Source organism: uncultured Sphingomonas sp., from assembly GCF_936927845.1.
GTDB lineage: Bacteria > Pseudomonadota > Alphaproteobacteria > Sphingomonadales > Sphingomonadaceae > Sphingomonas.
The window spans coordinates 51,168-75,918 of record NZ_CAKZHV010000060.1 but is presented as its reverse complement, the minus strand read 5'-3'; the positions used below and the strand labels follow the sequence as shown (position 1 = coordinate 75,918).

At 68.1% G+C, this 24,751-nt stretch carries 27 protein-coding genes; 13 read left to right on the top strand and 14 right to left on the bottom strand.

Features of this window, described 5'->3' with window-relative positions:
* Positions 1–75 precede the first annotated feature (75 nt).
* Both Q0579_RS12215 and Q0579_RS12210 read left to right on the top strand, forming a co-directional pair.
* A complete protein-coding gene (locus Q0579_RS12215) occupies positions 76–1,293 on the top strand; it encodes an argininosuccinate synthase (protein ID WP_298812687.1) in 1,218 nt (405 codons plus the stop codon).
* A 128-nt stretch (positions 1,294–1,421) separates the two neighbouring features.
* Positions 1,422–3,080 carry a hypothetical protein gene (locus Q0579_RS12210; protein WP_298812684.1) on the top strand — a complete coding sequence of 553 codons (1,659 nt, stop codon included), beginning with the start codon at positions 1,422–1,424 and terminating at the stop codon, positions 3,078–3,080.
* Positions 3,081–3,162: 82 nt separating this feature from the next.
* Here Q0579_RS12210 and Q0579_RS12205 read toward each other — a convergent pair whose 3' ends face one another.
* The 4 genes from Q0579_RS12205 to Q0579_RS12190 form a co-directional block, all read right to left on the bottom strand.
* Positions 3,163–4,293, bottom strand: a complete 1,131-nt coding sequence (locus Q0579_RS12205) for a GNAT family N-acetyltransferase (protein WP_298812681.1) — start codon at positions 4,291–4,293, stop codon at positions 3,163–3,165.
* A 269-nt stretch (positions 4,294–4,562) separates the two neighbouring features.
* Positions 4,563–5,033, bottom strand: coding sequence for a RidA family protein (locus Q0579_RS12200; RefSeq protein WP_298812678.1), 471 nt, complete (start codon positions 5,031–5,033; stop codon positions 4,563–4,565).
* A 32-nt stretch (positions 5,034–5,065) separates the two neighbouring features.
* Positions 5,066–5,713, bottom strand: a complete 648-nt coding sequence (locus Q0579_RS12195) for an HAD family hydrolase (protein WP_298812676.1) — start codon at positions 5,711–5,713, stop codon at positions 5,066–5,068.
* Positions 5,710–6,000, bottom strand: a complete 291-nt coding sequence (locus Q0579_RS12190) for a DUF3572 domain-containing protein (protein WP_298812674.1) — start codon at positions 5,998–6,000, stop codon at positions 5,710–5,712. Before Q0579_RS12190 ends, Q0579_RS12195 begins: the two co-directional genes overlap by 4 nt.
* 40 nt (positions 6,001–6,040) lie before the next feature.
* Here Q0579_RS12190 and Q0579_RS12185 point away from each other — a divergent pair, with 40 nt between their 5' ends.
* Positions 6,041–6,403, top strand: a complete 363-nt coding sequence (locus tag Q0579_RS12185; protein WP_298812671.1) for a response regulator — start codon at positions 6,041–6,043, stop codon at positions 6,401–6,403.
* A gap of 121 nt (positions 6,404–6,524) precedes the next feature.
* On the opposite strand, the gene rpmG is transcribed toward Q0579_RS12185, so the two are convergent.
* A complete protein-coding gene (rpmG, locus tag Q0579_RS12180; protein WP_019516727.1) occupies positions 6,525–6,692 on the bottom strand; it encodes a 50S ribosomal protein L33 in 168 nt (55 codons plus the stop codon).
* A 202-nt stretch (positions 6,693–6,894) separates the two neighbouring features.
* Here rpmG and Q0579_RS12175 point away from each other — a divergent pair, with 202 nt between their 5' ends.
* The 3 genes from Q0579_RS12175 to Q0579_RS12165 all read left to right on the top strand — a co-directional run bounded on the left by Q0579_RS12175 (position 6,895) and on the right by Q0579_RS12165 (position 8,367).
* Positions 6,895–7,218, top strand: coding sequence for a hypothetical protein (locus Q0579_RS12175; protein WP_298812668.1), 324 nt, complete (start codon positions 6,895–6,897; stop codon positions 7,216–7,218).
* A gap of 18 nt (positions 7,219–7,236) precedes the next feature.
* Positions 7,237–7,803 (top strand): TMEM165/GDT1 family protein, encoded by a 567-nt coding sequence (locus Q0579_RS12170; protein WP_298812666.1) that lies wholly within the window; start codon positions 7,237–7,239, stop codon positions 7,801–7,803.
* 123 nt (positions 7,804–7,926) lie between these two features.
* Complete coding sequence (locus Q0579_RS12165) at positions 7,927–8,367, top strand: DNA starvation/stationary phase protection protein (RefSeq protein ID WP_294189947.1); 441 nt, start codon at positions 7,927–7,929, stop codon at positions 8,365–8,367.
* 40 nt (positions 8,368–8,407) lie between these two features.
* Here Q0579_RS12165 and Q0579_RS12160 read toward each other — a convergent pair whose 3' ends face one another.
* Positions 8,408–9,247, bottom strand: a complete 840-nt coding sequence (locus Q0579_RS12160; protein WP_298812663.1) for a metallophosphoesterase — start codon at positions 9,245–9,247, stop codon at positions 8,408–8,410.
* A gap of 158 nt (positions 9,248–9,405) precedes the next feature.
* Between Q0579_RS12160 and Q0579_RS12155 the strand changes: the two genes are divergently transcribed.
* The 3 genes from Q0579_RS12155 to Q0579_RS12145 all read left to right on the top strand — a co-directional run bounded on the left by Q0579_RS12155 (position 9,406) and on the right by Q0579_RS12145 (position 12,538).
* Positions 9,406–9,855 carry a hypothetical protein gene (locus tag Q0579_RS12155; protein WP_298812661.1) on the top strand — a complete coding sequence of 150 codons (450 nt, stop codon included), beginning with the start codon at positions 9,406–9,408 and terminating at the stop codon, positions 9,853–9,855.
* Positions 9,856–9,990: 135 nt separating this feature from the next.
* Positions 9,991–11,610, top strand: coding sequence for a cisplatin damage response ATP-dependent DNA ligase (locus Q0579_RS12150; RefSeq protein WP_298812659.1), 1,620 nt, complete (start codon positions 9,991–9,993; stop codon positions 11,608–11,610).
* A 64-nt stretch (positions 11,611–11,674) separates the two neighbouring features.
* Complete coding sequence (locus Q0579_RS12145) at positions 11,675–12,538, top strand: DMT family transporter (RefSeq protein WP_298812657.1); 864 nt, start codon at positions 11,675–11,677, stop codon at positions 12,536–12,538.
* A gap of 15 nt (positions 12,539–12,553) precedes the next feature.
* Here Q0579_RS12145 and Q0579_RS12140 read toward each other — a convergent pair whose 3' ends face one another.
* The 4 genes from Q0579_RS12140 to recQ form a co-directional block, all read right to left on the bottom strand.
* Positions 12,554–12,724 (bottom strand): hypothetical protein, encoded by a 171-nt coding sequence (locus Q0579_RS12140; RefSeq protein ID WP_298812655.1) that lies wholly within the window; start codon positions 12,722–12,724, stop codon positions 12,554–12,556.
* Positions 12,725–12,773: 49 nt separating this feature from the next.
* On the bottom strand, positions 12,774–13,160 hold the full coding sequence (locus Q0579_RS12135; protein ID WP_298812652.1) for a hypothetical protein: 387 nt from the start codon (positions 13,158–13,160) through the stop codon (positions 12,774–12,776).
* On the bottom strand, positions 13,144–13,590 hold the full coding sequence (locus Q0579_RS12130; protein ID WP_298812650.1) for a TIGR01244 family sulfur transferase: 447 nt from the start codon (positions 13,588–13,590) through the stop codon (positions 13,144–13,146). Before Q0579_RS12130 ends, Q0579_RS12135 begins: the two co-directional genes overlap by 17 nt.
* A 179-nt stretch (positions 13,591–13,769) precedes the next feature.
* The gene (gene recQ / locus Q0579_RS12125; protein WP_298812648.1) at positions 13,770–15,536 is read right to left on the bottom strand and encodes a DNA helicase RecQ; all 1,767 of its coding nucleotides are present in this window, start codon (positions 15,534–15,536) and stop codon (positions 13,770–13,772) included.
* Positions 15,537–15,618: 82 nt separating this feature from the next.
* On the opposite strand from recQ, the gene Q0579_RS12120 reads away from it, so the two are divergent.
* Complete coding sequence (locus Q0579_RS12120) at positions 15,619–15,891, top strand: GNAT family N-acetyltransferase (RefSeq protein WP_298812645.1); 273 nt, start codon at positions 15,619–15,621, stop codon at positions 15,889–15,891.
* A gap of 54 nt (positions 15,892–15,945) precedes the next feature.
* Here Q0579_RS12120 and Q0579_RS12115 read toward each other — a convergent pair whose 3' ends face one another.
* Together Q0579_RS12115 and Q0579_RS12110 are read right to left on the bottom strand one after the other, a co-directional pair.
* A complete protein-coding gene (locus Q0579_RS12115) occupies positions 15,946–18,189 on the bottom strand; it encodes a M3 family metallopeptidase (protein ID WP_298812644.1) in 2,244 nt (747 codons plus the stop codon).
* Between the two features lie 247 nt (positions 18,190–18,436).
* Positions 18,437–20,254, bottom strand: a complete 1,818-nt coding sequence (locus tag Q0579_RS12110) for an ABC transporter ATP-binding protein/permease (RefSeq protein WP_298813154.1) — start codon at positions 20,252–20,254, stop codon at positions 18,437–18,439.
* A gap of 144 nt (positions 20,255–20,398) precedes the next feature.
* Between Q0579_RS12110 and Q0579_RS12105 the strand changes: the two genes are divergently transcribed.
* Positions 20,399–20,629 (top strand): hypothetical protein, encoded by a 231-nt coding sequence (locus Q0579_RS12105; RefSeq protein WP_298812641.1) that lies wholly within the window; start codon positions 20,399–20,401, stop codon positions 20,627–20,629.
* Between the two features lie 181 nt (positions 20,630–20,810).
* Here Q0579_RS12105 and ubiG read toward each other — a convergent pair whose 3' ends face one another.
* Positions 20,811–21,641 (bottom strand): bifunctional 2-polyprenyl-6-hydroxyphenol methylase/3-demethylubiquinol 3-O-methyltransferase UbiG, encoded by an 831-nt coding sequence (ubiG, locus tag Q0579_RS12100; RefSeq protein ID WP_298812638.1) that lies wholly within the window; start codon positions 21,639–21,641, stop codon positions 20,811–20,813.
* 53 nt (positions 21,642–21,694) lie between these two features.
* Between ubiG and Q0579_RS12095 the strand changes: the two genes are divergently transcribed.
* Positions 21,695–22,963, top strand: coding sequence for an aspartate kinase (locus tag Q0579_RS12095; RefSeq protein WP_298812636.1), 1,269 nt, complete (start codon positions 21,695–21,697; stop codon positions 22,961–22,963).
* Positions 22,964–23,157: 194 nt separating this feature from the next.
* Here the strand turns inward: Q0579_RS12095 and Q0579_RS12090 are convergent, their stop codons facing one another.
* Positions 23,158–23,574 (bottom strand): secondary thiamine-phosphate synthase enzyme YjbQ, encoded by a 417-nt coding sequence (locus tag Q0579_RS12090; RefSeq protein ID WP_298812633.1) that lies wholly within the window; start codon positions 23,572–23,574, stop codon positions 23,158–23,160.
* A 37-nt stretch (positions 23,575–23,611) separates the two neighbouring features.
* Here Q0579_RS12090 and Q0579_RS12085 point away from each other — a divergent pair, with 37 nt between their 5' ends.
* Positions 23,612–24,643 carry a nitronate monooxygenase gene (locus Q0579_RS12085; RefSeq protein ID WP_298812631.1) on the top strand — a complete coding sequence of 344 codons (1,032 nt, stop codon included), beginning with the start codon at positions 23,612–23,614 and terminating at the stop codon, positions 24,641–24,643.
* The last annotated feature ends 108 nt before the right edge of the window (positions 24,644–24,751 follow it).

The following is a 24,751-nucleotide window of genomic DNA, read 5'->3' as shown; positions in this document are numbered from 1 at the left end:
CAACGGTTGCATGGCCGCGCACGCGCGCATAGGGCGCGCGCGATTGATTGCCCGTATCCAGGAGCACCCCCACGCATGTCCGAGCCCATCAAGAAGGTCGTTCTCGCTTATTCCGGCGGGTTGGACACCAGCGTGATCCTGAAATGGTTGCAGGAAACCTACGGCTGCGAGGTGGTGACCTTCACCGCCGACCTCGGCCAGGGCGAGGAGCTGGAGCCCGCGCGCGCTAAGGCCGAACTGATGGGGGTCAAACCCGAGCATATCTACATCAACGACCTGCGCGAGGAATTCGTGCGCGATTTCGTGTTCCCGATGATGCGGGCGAACGCGCAGTACGAGGGGCTGTACCTGCTCGGCACCTCGATCGCGCGTCCGCTGATCTCCAAGCGGCTGATCGAGATTGCCAAGGAAACCGGCGCGGACGCGGTGGCGCACGGCGCGACCGGCAAAGGCAACGACCAGGTGCGGTTCGAACTGTCGGCCTATGCGCTCGACCCCGACATCAAGGTGATCGCGCCGTGGCGCGAGTGGGATCTGAACAGCCGCACCAAGCTGATCGAATGGGCCGAAGCGCGGCAGGTGCCGATCCCGCACAACAAGCGCGGCGAAGCGCCGTTCTCGACCGACGCCAACCTGCTCCACACCTCGAGCGAGGGGCTGGTGCTGGAAGACCCGTGGGACGAGGTGCCCGATTACGTTTATTCGCGCACGGTCAACCCGGAGGACGCACCCGATACGCCGGAGACGATCGAGATCGAGTTCGAGCGCGGCGACGGCGTAGCGCTGAACGGTGAGCGGATGAGCCCGGCGACGCTGCTGGAGGCGCTGAACGAGCTCGGACGCAAGCACGGCATCGGGCGGCTCGATCTGGTCGAGAACCGCTTCGTCGGCATGAAGTCGCGCGGCATGTACGAGACACCGGGGGGCACGATCTACCTCGAAGCGCACCGCGGGATCGAGGCCATCACGCTCGACCGCGGGGCGGCGCATCTGAAAGACGAGTTGATGCCGCGCTATGCCGAGCTGATCTACAATGGCTTCTGGTTCTCGCCCGAGCGCGAGATGTTGCAGGCGGCGATCGACCTCAGCCAAGAGAAGGTGTCGGGTACCGTGCGGTTGAAGCTGTACAAGGGGCTGGCGTCGGTAACGGGGCGCAAGTCGCCCAATACGCTGTATTCGGAAAAGGTCGTGACGTTCGAGGACGATCAGGGCGCGTACGACCAGCGCGATGCGGCCGGCTTCATCAAGCTGAACGCGCTCAGGCTGCGCTTGCTCGGACGGCGCGATCGTTGATCGTCTACGCGGGGCGGTCGGACCAGCGCTGATCGCCCGCCCCCCCTCCCATCCACGGCGGCTTGTCCGATCCATGTGGGTGACGACAGCCTTGCGGGCGGGGGCCTGTCGCCCGTAAGGCGTTGCCGATGAACGCGGGGGAGCGGCACTGGTGGCAGACTAGGTGGTTCGTCGTGCTGGCGGCGCTGATCGCGTGCGTGCCGCTGATCTGGCCCGACATTCCGCCGATCGTCGACCTGCCCGGGCACATGGGGCGCTACCGCGTCCAGCTCGACCGCGGCGCGCACGCGTGGCTGGCGGACTGGTACAATTTCGAATGGTCGCTGATCGGTAACCTAGGCGTCGACCTGCTGATCGAGCCGCTAGCGCCGATCATCGGTCTGGAGCCGGCGGTCAAGCTGATCGTGATGGCGATCCCCGCGCTGACTGTCGCGGGGTTCCTGTGGATCGCGCGCGAGGTGCAGGGACGTATCCCGGCGACTGCGCTGTTCGCGCTGCCGCTCGCCTATGGATATCCGTTCCAGTTCGGGTTCGTGAATTTCGCGCTGTCGATGGGGCTGGCGCTGTGCCTGTTCGCGCTGTGGCTGCGGATGGCGCGGCTGGGGCGGTTGCGACTGCGCGCGATCGTGTTCGTGCCGCTGTCGTGCCTGCTCTGGGTATGTCACACCTTCGGCTGGGGCGTGCTGGGCGTGCTCGCCTTTTCGGCCGAGATGATCCGCCAGCACGACCTGCGCAAGGATCGCCAGTCGGGGCATTGGGTGGCGAGCTGGTTCCGTGCTGGCCTCGGCTGCGTGCCGCTCGCGCTGCCGATGGTGTTGATGGTTGCGTGGCGATCGGGCGCGGACGTGACCGGGCAGACGGCCGACTTCTTCTACTGGCGCACCAAGATCATGTGGGTGCTGATGGCGCTGCGCGACCGCTGGCTGTGGTTCGACGTCGCGAGCGTGGCGGTGATCTACCTGGTGCTGTTCAAAGCGTTGCGCGATCCGCGGATCACCTATTCGCGCCATCTGGGCCTGTCGGCGCTGTTCATGCTGGCGGTGTTCATCCTGCTGCCGCGGATCGTGTTCGGATCGGCCTATGCCGACATGCGGCTTGCCCCCTTCATGCTGGCGATCGCGGTGATCGCGATCCGGCCCAAGCCCGGCCAGTCGTTCCGCCACGCGAACGTGCTGGCCGCGGTGGGCTTCGCCTTTTTCCTGGTGCGCATTGCGGGCACCACGATCAGCTTCGCGCAGTTCGATCGCGATTACGATCAGGAACTGGTCGCGCTCGACCACGTGCCGGTCGGCGCGCGGCTGTTGTCGTTCGTCGGGCACAATTGCCACAACGACTGGCGCATGAGCCGGCTGGAGCACATGCCCGCGCTCGCACTTGAGCGGCGGCTGGCGTACACCGACGATCAATGGTCGATGGCGGGTGGGCAGTTGCTGACCGTGCGCTACGACGCCGCCGGCGGTTACGCGCACGATCCGACGCAGATCGTGACGCCGGTCCGCTGCCGCGGCGAATGGTGGCGGCCGGTCAATTACGCGATCGCGCGGCTGCCGCGCGACGCGTTCGACTATGTCTGGCTGATCCGCCCGCCCAAGTGGGACGCGCGCTTCGCCCCGGGGCTGGTGCCAGTGTGGCGATCGTCGACGAGCGCGTCGGTGCTGTTCCGCATCGATCACGCGGTGCCCGCGCCGGAGGCGAGCGACGAGGAACTGGGTATCCCGCACTACATAGTCGAGTTCATGCGGCGGCGGCGCGAGCGATTGATCGCGAGCGGCGCGATCGGGAAATAGGCGGCGTTTCGCTGGGGAGGCGGTCCGAGCTGCGCCTACCCACCCCCGGCCCCTCTCTTCCAGAGAGGCGAGCTTGTCTCATTTAGCCGCGCTTGAACGGCGTCATCTGGCCTAAGAACTCCTGGTCACGCTCGACCGCGGCGCGTTCGCGTATCAGGAAGTCGGCGACCGCGTGGCGGAAGCCTGGGTCGGGGATGAAATGCGCCGACCAGGTGGGGACGGGGGAATAGCCGCGGGCGAGCTTGTGTTCGCCCTGCGCTCCCGCCTCGACGGTCTTCAATCCCCGCGCGATCGCGGCATCGATCGCCTGATAATAGCAGAGCTCGAAGTGGAGGAAGGGCACGTCCTCGGTGCAGCCCCAGTAGCGGCCGTAGAGCGCGTCCGCGCCGATCAGGTTGAGTGCACCCGCGATCGGTACGCTGTCGCGCTCGGCCAGGATCAGCAGCACGCGGTCGCCCATCGCCTCGCCCAGCAGCGGGAAGAAGGCCCGTTTCAGGTAAGGCGTCCCCCATTTCCGGCTGCCGGTGTCCTGATAGAAGGTCCAGAAGGCGTCCCATTCGCGCGCGCCGATCTCCGCACCGGTCAGGTGGCGGATCGTCAGGCCCTCGACCGCGAGGCTACGCTCCTTGCGGATCGCCTTGCGCTTGCGACTGGCGAGCGCGGCGAGGAAGTCGTCGAAGGTCGCGTAGCCCTCATTCTGCCAGTGGAATTGCGTGCCCTCGCGGATCAGCCAGCCGGCGGCCTCGAACAGCGGTAATTGGTCGGGCGCGACGAAGGTGGCGTGTGCGGAGGAAAGGTCGTGCTGGCGCGTCACCGCCTCGATCGCGGCGATCAGCGACGGCGCGGCGGCGGGGTCGCGCAGCAGCAGGCGTGGGCCGGGGACGGGCGTGAAGGGGGCGGCGACCTGTAGCTTGGGGTAATAATCGCCGCCGGCGCGCGTCCAGGCATCGGCCCAGGCGTGGTCGAAGACGTACTCGCCCTGGCTGTGGCTCTTGGCATAGGCCGGCGCGACGGCGATCGGCACATTGTCGTCGCCGTCGACGATCAGCGGGATCGGCTGCCAGCCGCTGCGCCCGCCGACGCTGCCTGAGTCTTCCAGTGCCTTCAGGAAGGCGTGGGTGGTGAACGGATTGGCGGTGCCGGCGCAGGCATCCCATTCGGCGGCGGGTATCTGGGCGACGCCGTCGGCGATCCGTGCGGTGATGGCGGTCATTGCGCGCCAAGATAGGGGCGGGTGGGGATGAGGGGTAGGGGTATGCTCGTGGTGGCGAGCAGCGTTCGCGCGCGGCTGGCTTGTTAGATCACCTTCGTCACCCCAGACTTGATCCGGGATCCCGTTTTCTTTGACAGGTGAGGAAGAGAAGCGGGATCCCGGGTCGAGCCCGGGATGACGGGAGGAGAAGGTCGGTGCTCCGGTTCAACGGGGAGTGCGCAACCCACCCAGCCACGGCCCCTCCTTTGTCGGGGAGGGGAGCAGGCGGCTTACAGCGAGCGTTCGATCTCGACGATGGCGTCGACCTCGACCGCGGCGCCGAGCGGCAGGACCGCGACGCCGACCGCGGAGCGGGCGTGCTTGCCCGCGTCGCCGAACAAGGCGGTCATCAGGTCGGATGCGCCGTTCGCGACCTTGGGCTGGTCGGTGAAGTCGGGGGTCGAGTTGACGAACACGCCGAGCTTCACGATCCGCTTGACGTGTTGGAGGTTGCCGAGGTGCTGGCGGATCTGCGCGACGAGCATCAGGCCGCAGGCGCGTGCCGCCTCCTGGCCCGCCTCTAGGCTGACGTCGTCACCCAGGCGCCCGGTGATGATCTGCCCGTCCTTGAAGGGCAACTGGCCCGAGATGTGGAGCAGCCCGCCCGCTTCCACGAGGGGCGTATAGGAAGCGACGGGGGCGGCGGCCTGGGGCAGTTCGAGCCCGAGGTCGGCGAGTTTGCGGTCGATCTGATCGGTCATGGGCTGCGGATTGGGCGCGGTGACCCGAGAGGTCAAGTGGTGGCGAACGCCTCGACCGGCGGGGCGGGCTCGGCGGCAGCGAAGCGCGCCTCGATCCACGACTGACCCTCCTGCCAGTCGTCGATGCGCGCGTGCGCGGCGGGCGCGGGGGCGATACCGGCGGCGAGTTGCGGTTCGGACACCATGTGGAGCCGCCAGACCTCGGGAGCGTGATCGGCGACGGATTGGTGATGGACGGGCAGGTCGTCGACGAACACCGCGACGCTAGGGCCATATTCGGCGACGAGCGCGGCGACGGGGCCGCCCTTGCCGCCCTGGTTGCAGACGACGCGGTGCTCGATCCCGAAGGCGGCGAGCTGTTCGACGCGGTGCGTCTGGCATTGCTGTTGCAGGTTGGTGAGGATCACGACGTCGGCCTGACACCCGAGCGCCGCGATCGCCTCACGCGCGTGCGGGACAATCGTCTGGCGGTGCATCTGTTCGGGGAAGAAGCCGTGGAGGAAGCCGTACATTTCCTCCTGGCTGAGTGCCTCGCCCGAGCGGCGGCGCATGTTCTTCGCCAGTTCCCACGAGCCGAAGGTGAAGTCGACCTCGTGCGCCTCGCCAAGCCAGTCGGCGAAGTGGCGGACCATGTGGACAAGGACCTCGTCGCAGTCGGTGATGAGCAGGGGTCGGTTCATGAATGCTCCAGCGTCGCGCGCGCGGCGACCAATGCTTCGGGGCGGACATCCAATTCGTGCGCGCAGGCGATCAGATCGGGTTCGTAGCTTTCAAGATAGGTGAGCACGGCGGCGAGCACCGCGGGTTCGCCCAGCCGCTCTCGCAGGTCGCCGGGGGCGAGGCCCGTCAGCGTCAGCAGCCGCCCGGCGCGATCGTCGTCCGACAGGACCCAGGCGAGCGCGGAGAGCGCCAGCGCGGCGGCGACGTCGGGATCGGCCGCGTTCCTATTTGTCAGCGGCTCACGCATTGCCTATCTCTCACGAGGTTCGATGGGGGTGAATGATCGCGTGGCAAAAAGGGTGCTCGTTGTCGAGGACAACGAACTGAACCTGAAGCTGTTCTGCGACCTGTTGCGCGCGCACGACTTCGCGGCCGAGGCGGTGCGCGACGGGCGCGAGGCGGTGGCGCGCGCGCGCGAGGTGATGCCCGACCTGATTATCATGGACATCCAGATGCCGCACGTCACGGGATACGAACTGATCCTGGAGCTGAAGGCGGACGAGGCGCTGCGCCACATACCGATCATGGCGGTGACCGCTTATTCGGGGCGCGAGGACGAGGAGCGCATCCGCGCGGCGGGGGCGGACGCGTATGTGTCGAAACCGATCAGCCTTGCGCGGTTCATGCAGGCGGTAGGCGCGCTAGTGTGACCTCCTCTCCCTCCTGGTGAGCGGGTTACCTGCGCATACGACAAAACCGCGGTGGATCGCTCCACCGCGGTTTCGGAACCCTGACGTAATCGCGCGGGCGGCGAGGGGCCGCCGGTGCGGATTACTTGATCTTGGCTTCCTTGAAGTCGACGTGCTTGCGCACGACAGGATCGTACTTGCGGAAGGAGAGCTTCTCGGTCTGGGTGCGCGGATTCTTCTTGGTGACGTAGAAGAACCCGGTGTCGGCCGAGCTGACGAGCTTGATCTTGACGGTGGTCGGCTTTGCCATGACCGTATCCTGTGCACGAATAGAAAACAAAAAGCGGCGAGGCGTGCCCGCTGGGCTGCCTTGCCGCGTCTGGTGAGGGCGAATGACGGATTCGTGACCCCAAGTCAAGGCGCGTGCGTCGCGCCAGCGATCGGTCGCTGCATTTAGCGGCGCGTTAACCCTGTCGGGCGCATGAAGCGGGCGAGAACAAGCGGGGTGGGGCATGCAGACGGGGCGGCAGGAAACGGACGGAGCGGCGGCGATCAGGGCCGATCTGGCGCGGCGCGTGGCGGCGATCGAGTGGCGCAGCGGGCCGGCGAAGCTGGCGGGCGAGGTCGACCAGATCCGCCGCGTGGCGCGCGCGCACGGCATGCTGCCCGCGCTCGCGGTCGCGCAGCAGTTGGAGCGCGCGCTGGCGCGGGGCGATCACGGGCCGATCGTCCATGCCTGGCTGGCGATGCTGGGCGAGGCGGTGCTCTGCGAGCGCCAGGATGCGGCCGCCTCCGACACGTTCGCGGCGGCGTGCCAGGTGCGTTTCGCGGCGTGAGGCGCGCGGGCTGACGCGGTGGACGCGTTGATGGCGGCGATCGTGCTGGGCGCGATCTGCCAGATATCCGACAAGACGCCGTGGCTGGCGGCGATCTTCGCCGACCGGTTCCGCTCGCCGGCGCTGGTGGTCGCGGCGGCGGTGGTGGCGCTCAGCGTCAATTACGCGATCGGAGTGGCGGCCGGACTGGCGGTAACCGCGCTGCTGACGCCGGAAGCGCGGTTGCTGCTGCTGGCACTCGCGCTCGTGCTGGCGGGTGCGGGAACCGGGGTTCGGTTCAAGCGGCCCGACGCTCTGGACGGGTGGCGTACCGGCCCCGCCTTCACCAGCATCGCGGGGCTCGTCATCATGGCCTTCGGCGATCGGATGCAGTTCGTCGTCGCGGCGCTGGCCGGGCGCAGCACGCTTCCCTGGGCGGCGATGGTCGGTGCGGTGATCGGCGGCGCGGCGGTCAACGTCGTTGCCGTCGCGCTGGGCGAGGCGGGATGGCTGCGGCTGCCGCTCAAGGCGTTGCGGATCGCGGCGGCGGCGATCCTGCTGATTGCGGGGGTGGTGATCGGCCTCAACGCGCTCAGGTTGGTCTAGCGGGAGCGTTTTGAGCGCGCGACCGTTGTGGAGGCGAAATCAACGCATCACCGGAGACCCAGCGCCGTGGCCGACATCGACCCCAAGCTTGCAACCCCGACCGACCTTGCCCGCAACGACACGATGACCGCGGCCGACGCGCTGAACGTCGCGCTGGCGGATTGTTTCGCGATCTATCTCAAGACCAAGAACTTCCACTGGCACGTGTCTGGCCCGCATTTCCGCGACTATCATCTGATGCTCGACGATCAGGCGGCGCAGATCTTGGGCGTGACCGACGCGATCGCCGAGCGGGTGCGCAAGACCGGCAACACCACGCTGCGTTCGATCGGCGACATCAGCCGGCGCCAGCAGGTGGCTGACAACGACCGCGAGTTCGTCTCGCCCGACGACATGCTGGCCGAGCTGCGTGAGGACAATCTGAAGCTCGTCGAGGCGCTGCGCCGCGCGCGAGAGAAGGCGGAGGAAGCCAACGACACCGCGACGTCGAGCCTCGCCGACGACTGGATCGATCAGGCCGAGGAGCGCGCCTGGTTCCTGTTCGAGGCGAGCCGCAAGGGCTGAGGGACGGTCATGGCGGCGCTGATCGACGGCGCCGTCACTCCTATCGCGCGCGTACCGGACCGAGGGTGAGCAGCCATACGTCCGGCGGTGCGCGCCAGCGGACGGGCACGTCGCTGGTGCCGAGCCCGGCGGTGACGAGTATTTGGTGCCCGTGGTCGCGCACCAGCCCGCACAGGAAACGGTGGTGCGTGCGTACGGGCAGGATCGGCGGGCCGATCACGGGCAGGCGGACCTGTCCGCAATGCGTGTGCCCGGCGATCATGAACGGCGCATTCGCGGGCAATTTGGTCGCTAGATCGGGCGAGTGGGTGAGCAGCAATGCCGCGCCGCCTGCACGACCCAGCGCCGCCATCGTGGCGGGCAGGTCATCGGCGCGGCTGTAATCGTCGTCGACGCCGCCGATCGCGAGCGGGCCCAGGCGCAAGGCGCGATTGGCGAGCACGGTGACGCCGGCACGGGTGAGTGCATCGCGCACCGCAACAATGCTGGTGCCGTGGTCGTGATTACCCGGCACCGCGACGACGCCCAGTGGCGCGCGCAGGTGCGACAGCGCCGCGGTGAGCGCGTCCGTCACGTCGAGCGCATCCTGAGCGCCGTAGCCGTTGATGAAATCGCCCGCGATCAGCACGAGATCGGGGCGGAGCGCGTTCACCTGCGCAACGATGCGCGTCAGCCGCGCCTCGTCCATTGCCATGCTGCCGATGTGAATGTCGCTCATCACCGCGACGCTGACCGGTGCGGCGCCCGCGGGCCAGTCACCGAGCTCGATCGTCTCGCGACGGATGACCGGGTCCGCGCGCGCGTTCCACACGCCGAATGCGAATGCCGCCGCGATGAGCGCGGGCAGGGCGGTGAGGACGAGGAGCAGACGGCGGCGCATGGCGCGGCGGTGTACGGGCGGCGCGCGCGGGCGCAAGGGTGTCGTTCACCCGATGGATGCACGTCTCTGGGGTGCTATGTGGTTGCGCAGGATGTTGCTACGTTGCTGCCTCACCAGGTTATCGTTCCGGCTGAGGAACGGTGAAGGATCATAGCATCATGCGGCACGCGTGGATCGTTGCGGTGGGGTTGCTAGTGTCGGAACACGCCTCCGCGCGGGTCGGTTCGACGGAGGCCACGCGGGCAGAGTTTCGTGAAGCGGTCAAAAATTACCAGATGTTCGTCGTTCCGCATTGCGCGCCCGCCGACGTCGACGCTTATGTGCGTGCCAGGGCGGATCGCGACCGTGTCTTTGTCCAATCGCTGCGCCGCACCAAGCTCGCCGCCGATTACAAGCGGGCCGTGGCGAAGCGCGCCAGGGCTGACCGAAACACGGTGTTCGAGTGCATGGGACCGCCACCGCTGCCCGGTGCACCGGCGCCAACCCGCGCGCAGATCGAGCAGGAACACGCCGCATCGTTGCAGGCGTTCTTCGCGGGCGGCGATCGGGCCTTTTCCGAGATGGTACGCCTGCGCGATGCTGTGATCGACGCCAAGCGCGCATCCTGATCGCAGCTAGTCGTCGAGCGGCGATCAGCTTAGCGTTCACGTCGCAACGCTGCGGACGCGCCCAGGCTCTTCACGCGGGCAGCCTAATGCTAGGTCAGCGCGGGAGCCCGCGGCTCGTGCGATCGTTACGCCCCCATGCACGCCTTCGCGCAGCTTCTCGACTCGCTGATCTATACCCGGTCGCGCAACGCCAAGTTGAAACTGATCGGCGATTACCTGCGTGTGACGCCCGATCCCGATCGCGGCTGGGCGATGGCGGCATTGACGGGGGACCTCGACCTGCCGGGCGTCAAGCCGGCGCTGTTGCGCGCGCTGATCGAAGAACGGTTCGATCCGGTGCTGTTCCGGATGAGCCGGGAATATGTCGGCGACACGGCGGAGACGATCGCGCTGCTGTGGCCCGAGCCTGCGGACGTGGTGGACGCCGAGCCGCTCACCGTGTCCGCGGTGATCGACCGGTTGATGCACCTGTCGCGATCGGATGCGGGCGGCGTGCTGGCGGGAATGCTCGACCGGTTGGACGCGGAGGAGCGGTTCGCGCTGCTCAAGATGGCGACGGGGTCTTTGCGCGTCGGCGTGTCGTCGCGGCTGGCCAAGCAGGCGCTGGCGGACGCGTTCGGGCTCGACGTCGATGCGGTGGAGGAGGTGTGGCACGGGCTGGAGCCGCCGTACCCGACGCTGTTCGCCTGGGCCGAAGGGCAGGGCGAGCAGCCGACGCCCGCCGACGTGCCGGTGTTTCGCCCGTTCATGCTGGCGCACCCGCTGGAGGACCTGCGCGTCGACCTGTCCGACTATGTCGCGGAGTGGAAGTGGGATGGTATTCGCGTCCAACTCGTTCATGTCGTGGGTGCGGACGGGCGCGGCGAGACGCGGCTCTACAGCCGCACCGGCGACGACGTGACGCGCGCCTTTCCCGACGTGGCGGCGGCGTTCCGGACGCCCGGCGTGCTCGACGGCGAGTTGATGGTGAAGGGCGACGTGCAGGGCGGCACGCTCGAGGACGGCGGGGGTGCGGCGAGCTTCAACGCGCTGCAGCAGCGGCTCGGGCGGAAGGTCGTGTCGGCGAAGATGCTGGAAGAAAGCCCGGCGTTCGTGCGGCTGTACGACATATTGTTCGACGGCGCGGAGGATTTGCGCGCGCTGGGCTGGACCGAGCGGCGGACGCGGCTGGAGGCGTTTATGCCGCGGCTCGACCCCGATCGTTTCGACCTGTCGGCGGTGGTCGAGGCAGAGGATTTCACCGCGCTCGAGGCCATCCGCATGGGCGCGCGCGACGCCGCGATCGAGGGCATGATGCTCAAGCGCCGCGATGCGCCCTATGTCGCGGGGCGGCGCGCGGGGCTGTGGTACAAGTGGAAGCGCGATCCGCTGACCGCCGATTGCGTGATGATGTACGCGCAGCGCGGCAACGGGCGGCGATCATCCTATTACAGCGACTACACCTTCGGCTGTTGGACCGGCGGGGCGGCGGGCGAGGGTGAGCTGTTGCCGGTCGGCAAGGCGTATCAGGGGATCACCGACGAGGAACTGCGCCAGCTCGACCGCTTCGTGCGGCACCACACCACCAACCGCTTCGGCCCGGTGCGCGAGGTCGAGCGGTCGCTGGTGCTGGAAATCGCGTTCGATTCGATCCACGAATCGAAACGACACAAATCGGGGCTGGCGATGCGCTTCCCCCGCATCGCGCGCATCCGCACCGACAAGCCCGCGCACGAGGCGGACACGATCAAAGGGCTGCGCAAGCTGGTGACCTGACGCGGGTGCGCGCCGAGGCTGAGGCGTTGACGCGGGCAGCGCCCGCGCGCCAGGCTGGCGGGCGATGGATGCCTATCTGATCGCCGCTGGGATGATGGTGGCGTCGGGGTCGATCCACGCGATCGTCAACGCGATCGTGAAAGGCCGCGGCGGTGCGGCGGCGGGCGGATCGGGCGGTCACGCCATCATGGCCGGGCGCGCGGCGACCGATGGGGTCAGCGCGCTGCTGCTGCTGCCCGCGATTGCATGGGTGCCATGGCCGAGCGGGGCGTGGAACTGGCTGGCGGTGAGCGCGGTCGTCCACGTCGTCTATCTGTACGCGATGATCCGCACCTACACGGTGGCGGACTTTTCCGCGGCCTATCCGGTGCTGCGCGGCACCGCGCCGCTGGTCACCGCGGCAGTGGCGATCGGGGTCGCGGGCGAGCGTGTCGGCATGAGCCAGGTCGCCGGCATCGTGCTGATCGGCGGGGCGATGCTGATGCTGGGGATGGCGCGACACCTGACACGCGCGGCACTCGGCTGGGCGATGCTGACGGGCTCGATGACCGCCGCCTATACGGTTGCCGACGCGCACGGCGTCCGCGCGGCGCCGAGCGTCGCGAGCTATATCGTCTGGGACTTCGTGCTGATCGGAGCGCTGTCGGTGGTGATGTTCACCGCGATCGGCGGCGGTGCGATGCTGCGCGCGGTGCGGCGGCAGTGGCGCGCCGGGGCGACCGCGGGCGCGCTGTCGATCGTGACCTATGGCCTGGCGCTGATCGCCTTGTCGATGGGGCCGACCGCGCCGCTCGCCGCGCTGCGCGAGACGGGAATGGTCACCGCGCTGCTGATCGGGGTGTTCGCGCTGGGCGAGCAATTGACCGTGCAGCGCGTCGCGGCGGTCTCAGCGATCCTGATGGGTGCGGCGCTGATCCTCGTCGGATGAGCGCCGCGCGCGTGGTCAGGCGAAATCGCCTAACTGGTCGCCTTCCTTGTCGGGGAGGCCGGAGGCGTCGTCATCCATCGGCGGCTGTTCGGGGTTGGCGATGCCGTCGGCCTCGGTCGGCTCGACGCCGGTCTGTTCGGGATCGTGTTCGCCGTGGTCGGGACGGGGATCGGGGGTGCTCGCCATCGTCTGCTCTCCTGTTCGCGCAGCGTGAACGCGCGGAGAGCGTGGAAGGTTACGCGCCTTGATCGTCGGGGCTGTGTTCTGGCTGGCCGAGGCGGCGGACGTCGAGTGCGGTGATGCCGATCAGCGTGACGGTGCCGAAGCGGCGGTCGCCCTCGATCACGATTCCCTCGACCGTCTGGCGCAGCGCGGTCCAGGGTAGGACCTGCGCGATCGCGCGTGCGCCGCGCAGGCGGACCGCGAGCACGCCGCCGCGCGCGTCGATCGCCAGCCCCGAGCGCCCGTCATGGGAGACGAGCGCGTCGATCGCGGCGAAGGCAGTGCCCGTCTCCGTAATCGCGCCGATAACCTCGTCGGGCGAGCGCAGCAGGCGATTGGGGCGGCCGAACCCCAGCATCACGCGGCCCTTGCCGAACGCGTGGTCACTGGTGTTGGTCACCCCGATCGGGCGCGACCGCGTCCATCAGCGGGCGCAGGCCGTTCAGGTCGTAGCCCGCCTCCGCGCCCTTGCCGACGAGCGCGTCCTGATCCTCGCCGAGCCCCGCGGCGGCGAGCGCCCACAGGTTGCACGAGCGCGTGCCCGAGCGGCAGTAGGCGAGCACGGGGCCATTCGCCTGCGCCATCGCGTCGATCATCGCGGCGACCTGCGGGTGTGAGAAGCCGGCGTGGGTGACGGGGATTGAGGTGTAGGCGAGCCCGGCGTCCTCCGCCGCGGCGCGGACTGCGTCACCCGATGGCTGGCCGGCTTCCTCGCCATCGGGGCGATTGTTGATGATTGCGCTGTAGCCCGCCGCCTTGATCGCGGGGATGTCGGCCGGGTCGATCTGGGGCGAGACGGCGATGCGCGCGTCGATGCGGCGGATGTCCATGGGCGTGGCGATAGGCGATGGCGGGGCGTGCGTCACGAGGGTGTGAGGGACAAATTGCCCGGCGGCGTCGAGATACGCGCGCCTCTCCCCTCCCTGGAAGGGAGGGGTCGGAGGTGGGTGGGACCGTCCCCGCAGCCGACCCGCCCCCAGCCCCTCCCTTTCAGGGGGGGCCTAAGCGCTCAGCCCTGTTCGCGGATGACCTGGAGGAAGGCGTCGCCATAGGCGTCGAGCTTGCGCTGGCCGACGCCGGTGATCCGCCCCAATGCCCAGGCGTCGCGCGGGCGGGCCTCGGCCATCTCGCGCAGGACCGAGTCGTGGAAGATGACGTAGGGGGGCACGCCCTGTTCCTTGGCGAGATCGCGGCGACGCGCGCGGAGCGCCTCGAACAGCGGATCGTCGGTCGGGTTGGCGGTGCCCGAGCCCGAGCCGCGGCGGCGTTTGGTGCGCGCGGGCGCTTCGAGCAGGGCGACGTCGGCCTCTCCTTTGAGGATCGCGCGCGCGCCGGGGCCGAATTCTAATCCGCCGTGTTCGTTGGTGCGCAGCGCGTCGCGCAGCAGGAGCGCGCGGCCGACCGGTTTCAGCAGCGCGGCGTCGTCGCCCTCGACGATGCCCCAGACCGAGAGTTGCTCATGCCCGTTCATCAGGCTGCGCTCGCTCGACTTCGCGGTCAGCACGCTCTCGATATAGCCCATGCCGAACATCTGACCGGTGCGGAACACCGCCGAGAGATATTTGCGCGCGACTTCGGTCGCGTCGGTCGAGCGCGGGGGGGAGAGGCAGTTGTCGCAATTGCCGCACGTGGCGGGCGGGTTCTCGCCGAAGTGGCGCAGGAGAATCGCGCGGCGGCAGCCCGCGGTTTCGACCAGTGCACCGAGGCTGGCGAGGCGCTGACGCTCGCCGGCGTGGCGCTCGGGCTCCATCTCGGCGATGCGTTGTCGCGCGCGGGCGAAGTCCTCCGCGCCCCAGAACAAATGCGCGACCGACGGGTCGCCGTCGCGTCCGGCGCGGCCGGTTTCCTGGTAATAGGCCTCGATCGACTTGGGCAGCCCGGCATGCGCGACGAAGCGGACGTCGGGCTTGTCGATCCCCATCCCGAACGCGACGGTGGCGCACATCACCATGTCCTCGGATGCGACGAAATCGCGCTGGTTCTTGGCGCGGATCGCGGGGTCGAGCCCGGCGTGATAGGCGCGGGTCGGGCGGCCGGTGACGGCGAGCGCGGCGGCCATCTTCTCGGTCGCGGCGCGCGTCTGGACGTAGACGATGCCGGGGCCCTCTGTGTCGCGTACCACGTCGGCGATCTGGCGGGTGAGATTGTCCTTCGGCTGGATCGTGTAGCGGATGTTGGGGCGGTCGAACCCTGCGACGATCATCCCCTCGGGCGGGATGCCGAGCTGTTCCAGGATGTCGGCGCGGGTGTGCGCGTCGGCGGTCGCGGTGAGTGCCAGACGCGGCACATCGGGGAAGCTGTCGAGCAGCGGGCGCAGTAGGCGGTAGTCGGGACGGAAATCGTGGCCCCATTCGCTGACGCAGTGCGCCTCGTCGATCGCGAACAGCGCGAGCGGGGCGGCGGAGAGCAGATCGCGAAAGCTCGTGTTCGAGGCGCGTTCGGGTGCGACGTAGAGCAGGTCGAGCTGACCGTCGCGGAAACGCTGCATCGTCTCGGCGCGGTTTTCGTCGACGCTGGTGAGCGTCGCGGCGGCGAGGCCAACGGCTTCGGCAGCGCGCAACTGGTCGTGCATCAGCGCGATCAGCGGCGACACGACGACGCAGGTGCCCGGCAGCATCGCGGCGGGAAGCTGGTAGGTCAGCGACTTGCCCGCACCCGTCGGCATGACGGCGAGCGTGCGCTGCCCGGCGAGCGTGCGGTCGACCACCTGCCGCTGGACGCCGCGGAAGTCGGGAAAGCCGAAGATGCGTTGTAATTCGTGCCTGGGGTCGTTCACCGCATCCCTATCGGTATTGCGGGCGTGTCGCGCAACAGGCGAGCGGGGCGAGGCGTTGGGGCTCGCGACGAAGGGAAGCGATATGAAGAGCGTGATCGACAACAAGGCCGAGCAGGAGTTCGAACTGACCGTCGACGGGTACCGGGCAGTCGCGGCGTATCAGTTGGAGGGCGACACGATCGTGTTCACGCATACCGAGGTGCCGCCCGAGATCGAGGGGCGCGGCGTCGCATCCAAGCTGATCCAGGCGGCGCTCGACTCCGCGCGCGATCGCGGGTTGAAGGTGGTGCCGCAGTGCCGTTTCGTGCGGGCGTATATGGAGAAGCACCCCGAGACGCGCGACATGCTGGGGTGAGGTGCCGCCCGTCACCCCGGCGTCGAGCCCGGGGTGACGGTGGCTGGTTAGGCGTTACTTGCCGATCTTGCCCGGTGCGGGGGGGCGCGGGGCGGGCGCGGTCGGGACCGGGCCGTCGCTGTTGGGCGTGGCGCCGGTGCTCGGCGCGACGCGCGAGCCGTCGGCGTTCAGGCCCAGGTCCTTCAGCAGCGGCGCGACCTGCGGGTCGGCACCGTTGAAGGCGCGGAACATCGGCGCGTAATCCATCGTGTGACCCTTCGACAGGATCATGTCGCGGAAACGCTGGCCGTTCGCGCGCGTCATGCCGCCGTGCTGCTCGAACCAGTTGAACGCGTTCGCGCTCAGCATCTTGGTCCAGCTATAGGCGTAATAGCCGGCCGAATAGCCGTTGCCCCAGATGTGGAGGAAATAGGGCGAGCGGTAGCGCGGCGGCACGTCCGCCACGTCGAGCCCGGTGGCGGCGAGCGCCTTCTGCTCGAATGCATCGGCGTTCTGCAGCCCTTGCGCCGCGGTCAGCGAGTGCCAGCTCATGTCCATCTCGGCCGCGGCGAGCGCCTCGCCGAACGAATAGCCCGAGTTGAACGTGCCAGCGCGCTTGATCTTATCGACAAGCGCTTGCGGGATCACCGCGCCGGTCTTGTAGTTGACGGCGTAGTGCGGCAGCACCTTGGGATCGAGCGCCCAGTGTTCGTTGAACTGTGACGGGAACTCGACGAAGTCGCGCGCGGTGTTGGTGCCCGAGACGCTGGGATAGGTCTGGTTGGCGAACAGGCCGTGCAAGGCGTGGCCGAATTCGTGGAACATCGTCGTCACGTCATCGAAGCTGATCAGCGCGGGCTGACCCGCCGACGGCTTGGTGAAATTGGCGACGTTGTAGATGACGGGCTTGGTGCCGTTCAGCCGCGACTGGTTGACGAAGTTCGACATCCACGCGCCGCCGTTCTTGTTGTCGCGCTTCCAATAGTCGAAATACATCAGGCCGACGACCGCGCCATTCTCCTCGGTCACTTCGTAGACCATCACGTCGGGCTGGTAGACGGGGATATCGGTGCGACGCTTGAAGTTCAGGCCGTAGAGCTGGTTGGCGGCGTAGAACACGCCGTCGGTCAGCACCTTGTTGATCTCAAAATAGGGTTTCAGCTCGTCCTGGTTGAGGTCGTACTTCGCCCTGCGGACCTGCTCCGAGTAGAAGTCCCAGTCCCAGGGCTTCAACTGGAAGTTGCCGCCGGTTGCCTTGATCTGCGCCTGGAGCTCGGCGGCCTCGCGGCGCTGCTCGGCGGCCACCGGGGTTCCGAGCTGCTGCATGAAGCCGAGCGCGGTCTTCGGGTTCTTCGCCATCTGGTCCTGAAGGACGTAATCGGCCCAGGTTCGGAAGCCGAGCAGCTTGGCCTTTTGCGCGCGGAGCAGCGCGATCTGCGCAATCGTCTGGCGGGTGTCGTTCGCGTCACCCTTGCTCGCGCGGGTCCAGCTGGCGTTGAACAACGCCTCGCGCGTCGCGCGGTCCTTCATGGTGGCGAGTTCGGGCTGCTGCGTCGTGTTCTGGAGCGTCAGCACGTACTTGCCGTCCAGCCCGCGCGCCTTGGCGGCGTCGGCGGCCGCGGCGATCTCCGCGTCGGACAGCCCGGCGAGCTTGGCACGGTCATCGACGACAAGCGCACCGGCCTTGGCGGCGGCGAGCAGCTTCTGCTGGAACGCGGTCTCCAGCGTCGAGAGCTGGCTGTTGTACTGGCTGAGCGTCTGCTTGTCGGCCGCCGAGAGCTGTGCGCCGGCGCGGACCATCCCCTCGTAAGTGAGGGTCAGGACCTGCAATTGCTCGGGGTCGAGGCGCAGCGACTGGCGCTGGTCGTAGAGCGTCTTCACGCGCGCGAAGAGCGCCGGGTCGAGGTTGATCGCGTCCTGATGCGCCGCGAACTTCGGCGCGAGGTCGGCCTGCGTCTTCTGCAGCGTGTCGTCGGTGTTGGCGCCGACGACGCCGTAGAACGCCATGCTGGCGCGCTCGAGCAGGCGGCCCGAACGCTCCATTGCGGCGATCGTGTTCTCGAACGTCGGGGCCGAGCGGTGGCGGGTGATCGCGTTGATCTCCGCGCGCTGCTGCGCCATCCCGGCGAGGAGCGCGGGGGCGTAGTCGCTGCTCTTGATACGGTCGAACGGCGGCGCCTGAAGCGGCAGGGTGCTGGGCTGCGCGAACGGGTTGGAGGCGGGTAGCGCCGTATTCGCTGCGGCGCTGGGCGCGGCCGTCTGGGCGATCGCGGTGGTCGACATCAGGGTCATCAGGGCAGTGGCAGCGAGCAGACGCATCGTTGTTCCTCTTGGGGCGTGTATGGTGCGTGTGATGCACCCGGGCGCGGTGCGCTTCAAGGGTAAGCGCAATGTTGTGCAACGATTAGGGCAGGGTGGCTGACGGTGTGGTGAACGATCGGCTGCGCAGGGGGAGCTGCTTTCCTGCCTAAGAAGAGAGGGCTAGCGTTCCCTTGCGGGCGGCGGCGCTTCGTGTTGCACCTACCCACCCCCGGCCCCTCCCTTGTCAGGGAGGAGAGAGGAAGGGTCACGCCGCCTCTGCTTCCGCCTCTTCGCGTTCGTTGGCCTGGCGCTCCCACATCTCGGCGTAGAGCCCGCCGCGACGGAGCAACTCGGCGTGGGTGCCGCGCTCGACGATCTGCCCAGCCTCGAGCACAACGATCTGGTCGGCGTGGACGATGGTCGACAGGCGATGCGCGATGACGATGGTGGTGCGCCCGCGCTCGATCGCCTCCAGCGTGTCCATGATCTCGGCCTCGGTGCGGCTGTCGAGTGCGCTGGTCGCCTCGTCGAGGATCAGCACCGGCGGGTTCTTGAGCAGGGTGCGCGCAATCGCGACGCGCTGCTTCTCGCCGCCCGACAGTTTCAGCCCGCGCTCGCCGACGCGTGTCGCATAACCGTCGGGCTGGCGTTCGATGAACCCGGCGATCGCCGCACCCTTGGCTGCGCCCTCGATCTCGGACTGGGTCGCGTCGGCGCGGCCGTAGGCGATGTTGTAGCCGATCGTGTCGTTGAACAACACCGTGTCCTGCGGCACGATGCCGATCGCGGCGCGTAAGCTCGCCTGCGTCACTGCTGCGATGTCCTGTCCGTCGATCGTGATGCGCCCGCCGGTCAGATCGTAAAAACGGTACATCAGCCGCGCGAGCGTCGACTTGCCCGCGCCCGAGGGGCCGACCACCGCGACAGTGCTGCCCGGCGCGACGTCGAGGTCGATGCCTTTCAGGATCGGCATGTCGGCGTCGTAGCCGAAGCGTACGTTTTCGAACCGGACGTGACCGCGCGCCACTGACAGCGGCTGCGCGGAGGGGGCGTCGGTGACCTCGGACGGCGTGTCGATCAGGTCGAACATCGCGCCCATGTCGATCACCCCCTGACGGATGGTGCGATAGACCATGCCGAGCAGGTCGAGCGGGCGGAACAGCTGTGACAGGAGCGTCGAGACGAGCACGACGTTGCCCGCGGTGAAGCGCCCCTGGCTCCAGCCCCAGGCGACATAGGCCATGCCGGCGCCGAGCATCAGGTTGGTGATGAACGCCTGTCCGACGTTCAGCCACGCGAGGCTGTTCTCCGACTTGACCGCGGCATCGGCGTAGGAGCGCATGGCATTGTCGTAGCGGCGCGCCTCGCGCTCCTCCGCGCCGAAATATTTGACGGTCTCGAAGTTCAGCAGCGAGTCGACCGCGTGCGCGACCGCGCCGGTGTCGAGGTCGTTCATCCGTTCGCGCAAGCTCGAGCGCCAGTCGGTCACCATGCGCGTGAACCAGATGTAGACCGCGACCATCACCAGCGTGGCGGCGACGAGCGGCCAGCCGAACTTCACCCAGAAAATGCCGAGCACCAGCGCGAGTTCGAGGATCGTCGGCGCGATGTTGAACAGGAGGAAGTAGAGCATCGTGTCGATGCTCTTGGTCCCGCGCTCGACCACCTTGGTCACCGCGCCCGTACGACGTTCGAGGTGGAAGCGCAGCGATAGCTGGTGAAGGTGGCGGAACACGCGCGCGGCGAGGCGGCGGGTCGCTTCCTGACCGACGCGCTCGAACACGGTGTTGCGAAGGTTGTCGAACAGTGTCGAGCCGAAGCGCGCGGCGGCGTAGCCGAGGATCAGCAGCACCACGAGCGAGACGGGGGTGGTAGCGACCCCCATCCCGTCGATCGCGCCCTGGAGCGCGAAGGGCGCGCCATAGACCTGGACGAGTTTCGACGCGATGACGAGCGTCATGGCGCCTGCCACGCGCAGCTTCATGCCGGGCGCGTCGCTGGGCCACAGATCGGGGAGGAAACGGCGGATCGTCGGCAGCAGCGGACGCTCCGGGCCGGTCTTGACGGTCGGATCGGGAGGCATTGCGCGTGATGTCGGGTGCGCGACCTGCTTCGTCAATGCGCGCAGGGTTGATCCGGAACGGCGCAAAGCCCCAGGCTTGTCAATAGTGCAGATGGAACCCCTCTACTAATCCCGCGTTTTGAACGACGTAGGAAAGGGCGGATCATGGAAGCTGCGTTCTTCGTCATGGCGATCATGGGCTGCGGTGATGCAAACACCGCGTGCACGGAGGCGCGAGTCGACACGGTGCGCTACAGCAACGTGGCGCAGTGTCAGGCGGCGATGCCGGCGGCACTCGCGCGCAACAACGACCTTTCGTTTCCGGTGATCAGCGCGACCTGCCGTTCGAGTGCGCCGCAATGGGCAAAGGCCGCGAAGGCGTCGCCGCGCGGGTAATCAACTTTTCTCGTCTATCGCTGCAGTCGCTAGCTTATGGTCGTGTTGCGGTGGCGAGGGTTACGACCGCCTCATGACGTTCGTTCAGGCACCACCAAACGCAGGTCTGGTGCGCCGCATTAGTGTCAGCACCAATCGTTGATCGCTCATTAGCCTGCTTCACCGGATTGCGCGGCAGCGCTCATACAGTTGTGTGTGAGGTCACCACCGGGTTGGGCAGCGTGACCGTGGCGACTTGATGCGACGATCCTTCGTCTGCGCGCCGTGCAGTCAGGAAGTAATCGAGCGTGGTCGATTGACCGAGCGCGAACCCGCTCGCCGACAGGATCAGCCCGGTCGTGTCGATCACCTCCAGCCCCGCGTCGCGCACCATCGCCGCGAGTTCCTCGGGGGTGAGGAACTTGTCCCAATCGTGCGTGCCGCGCGGGATGACGCCGGTGCGCTCCGCCCCCTCCACCAACGCCAGGCGGGTCAGCCAGGTGCGGTTGGGCGTCGACATGACGAGCAAGCCGCCAGGCGCGACCGCGTCGGCGAGCCCGCGCACGAAGGCGACGGGGTCGGCAACGTGCTCGATCACCTCCATCGAGGTGACGAGGTCGAAACGCTCGCCCGCCGCTGCCTCGACGCCGCCGACGCGGTAGTCGATCGCGAGCCCGCGGCGTGAGGCATGGTCGCGCGCAACCGAGATGCTCTCGCCCGCCGCGTCGATCGCGGTGACGCTGGCGCCCAGCCTTGCGAGCGGTTCGGCGAGCAGCCCCGCGCCGCAGCCGACGTCGAGCACGCGGCACCCACGCAGCGCCTGAAAGCTTTGATCGTCCAGATCCCAGTGGCTGTCGACGCGTTGGCGGATGTAGCGCAGCCGGACCGGGTTGAGGCGGTGGAGCATCGCCGACGAACCCTTCGGATCCCACCATTCCGCCGCCATGCGCCCGAAATGCGCCGCCTCGCGGTCAATCACCGATGCGTGAACCGGGCTGGAGGTCGTCGCGGTTGTTACGGTTGCGGTCGTCATGGCGCGATCCTATCAGGACCGCCCTCTTACCCCAAGGCGTTTGGACCAGCGGCATGGCGCGCATCGTGATGAAGTTCGGCGGCACCTCGATGGCGGGCATCGAGCGCATCCGTTCGGTCGCCGCGCGCGTCAAACGCGAGCACGACGCGGGCAACGAGGTGGCGGTGGTCGTCTCCGCCATGGCGGGCGAGACCGATCGGCTGGTCGGCTTCTGCCGCGAGGCGTCGCCCTTGTACGATCCGCGCGAGTATGACGTCGTCGTCGCCTCGGGCGAGCAGGTGACGAGCGGATTGCTCGCGATCGCGCTGCAGGCGATCGGGGTCAGCGCGCGGTCGTGGCTGGGGTGGCAATTGCCGATCCACACCGACCAGGCGTTCGCCAAGGCGCGGATCGGGGAGATCGACACCGAAGCGCTGAACGCGAGCCTGTCGGCGGGCGAGGTGGCGGTGATCCCGGGGTTCCAGGGCGTGAGCGAAGACGGGCGGATCACGACGCTGGGCCGCGGCGGGTCGGACACCTCGGCGGTTGCGGTCGCGGCGGCGATGAAGGCGGACCGCTGCGACATCTACACGGACGTCGACGGCGTCTACACCACCGACCCGCGCATCGTGCCGCGCGCGCGCAAGCTGCGTCAGGTAACGTATGAGGAGATGCTCGAACTGGCGTCAGTCGGCGCAAAGGTGTTGCAGACGCGTTCGGTCGGGCTCGCGATGAAGGAACAGGTGCGCGTGCAGGTATTGTCCTCGCTGACCGGCGAGGATGCACCCGCGGCGGATACATTGCCCGGCACGATGATCGTGGGCGAAGAGGAGATCGAAGACGTGGAACGCCAGCTCATCACCGGCATCGCGCACGACAAGAACGAGGCCAAGATCACGCTGACGGGCGTGCCCGACAAGCCCGGCTCGGTCGCGGCGATCTTCGCGCCGCTGTCGGCAGCGAACATCAACGTCGACATGATCATCCAGAACATCGCGCACAGGAGCAGCGGATCGACCAGCGCGACCGATGTCACCTTCACCGTGCCGTCGGCCGACCTGCCGCGCTCGATCGAGGCGCTCAATCAGGCGCGCGCCGAGATCGGTTTCGGCGAGCTGATCCACGACACGCGGGTGGCGAAGATCAGCGTCGTCGGCGTTGGCATGCGCAGCCACGCGGGCGTCGCCTCGACGATGTTCGAGACACTGGGCGCGCGCGGGATCAACATCCTCGCCATCTCGACCAGCGAGATCAAGGTCAGCGTGCTGATCCATGAGGACGAGACCGAACTGGCGGTGCGCGTGCTGCACACGGCGTACGGGCTGGACGCGGAGGCGGCGTAAGGGGCTTTCAACGCTGGCGCTTCGTGGGGCGCTGACGCGCTCTCCTCCCTGGAAGCGAGGGGAGATTAGGCTGGCGCATGTCGCCTGAGTAATGCGCTTCACCATCGTCACCCCGGACTTGATCCGGGGCCCCGCTTCAATCGGTCGGGCGCGAACAAGCGGGATCCCGGGTCAAGCCCGGGATGACGGGAGCGTCACTCGCCGATGACGTGGAGCGCGACGCGCCTGCGGTGCGGTGCGGCGCGGTGTTCGAACAGGTAGATGCCCTGCCACGTGCCGAGCACGGGCGCGCCGCGTGCGATCGGGATTGAGAGCGACACGTCCGTCAATGCGGTGCGCAGATGGGCGGGCATGTCGTCGGGGCCTTCGTCGTCGTGTTCGTAGTCGCGTGATTCAGGCGCAACCTTTGCGAAATAGCGCTGTATGTCGCGGCGGACGGCGGGGGCGGCGTTCTCGTTGATGAGCAGCGACGCCGAGGTGTGGCGGCAGAACACCGTCAGCAGCCCGGTCTCGATCGCCTGCCCGTCCAGCCAGCGCGTCACCTCGTCCGTGATCTCGACCAGCCCTTGTCCGCGGGTCTGGATCGCCAGTTCGCCCGATGCCTGCTTCATGCTTTCTCCATTGCGCCGCCCGCGCTAGGGCTTGTCCATGAACGAGATGAACAACGTCGGCGCCGATCGCCTGTCCCGCCGCATGGAACGCGGCTGCGCCTTTCTCGGGTCCGAGGTCGCGATCATGGCAGGCGCGATGTCGTGGGTGTCGGAGCGCAACCTGGTTGCCGCGATGTCGAACGCGGGCGGGTTCGGGGTGATCGCGTGCGGCGCGATGACGCCCGCGCTGCTCGACGCGGAGATTGCAGGCACCAAGGCGCTGACCAAGCGGCCGTTCGGGGTCAATCTGATCACGATGCACCCGCAGTTGGACGAGCTGATTGCGGTCTGCGCCAGCCACGGCGTCGGTCACGTCGTGCTCGCGGGCGGATTGCCGCCCAAGGGTTCGCTGGAGGCGATCAAGGCATCGGGCGCCAAGGTCATCTGCTTCGCGCCGACGCTGGCGCTGGCGAAGAAGCTGATCCGCAGCGGTGTCGACGCGCTGGTGATCGAGGGGATGGAGGCGGGCGGGCACATCGGCCCGGTGTCGACCAGCGTGCTCGCGCAGGAGATGCTGCCCGAGATCGCGGACAAGGTACCCGTCTTCGTCGCCGGCGGGATCGGCCGCGGCGAGGCGATCGCGGGTTACCTCGACATGGGTGCCGCAGGCGTGCAGCTCGGCACGCGCTTCGTGTGCGCGACCGAGTGCGTGGCGCATCCGAACTTCAAGCGCGCGTTCATCCGCGCGAGCGCGCGCGACGCGGTGGCGAGCGTGCAGATCGACCCGCGCCTGCCCGTCATCCCGGTGCGCGCGCTCAAGAATGCGGGCGGTGAGCTGTTCACCGCCAAGCAGCGCGAGGTCGCGCAGCGGCTGGACGAGAGTGCGGTCGCGATGGCCGAGGCGCAGCTCGAGATCGAGCATTACTGGGCGGGTGCGCTGCGCCGCGCGGTGATCGACGGCGACGTCGAGCACGGCAGCGTGATGGCGGGCCAGTCGGTCGGCATGGTGACCCGCGAGGAACCGATCGCCGACATCATCGCGCAGTTGATGAACGAGGCCGCCGACGCGCTGCGCGCCCGCGCGGCGTAACCGCGGGGTCGCGGCACTCGGGCCCAAGCGCCTCCGCGAGCGACGGTCGCGCCGCCCGCCGAATGCGCTAGGCTGGGTCTTATCGCGGGAGGACGGCATGGCGGTGAT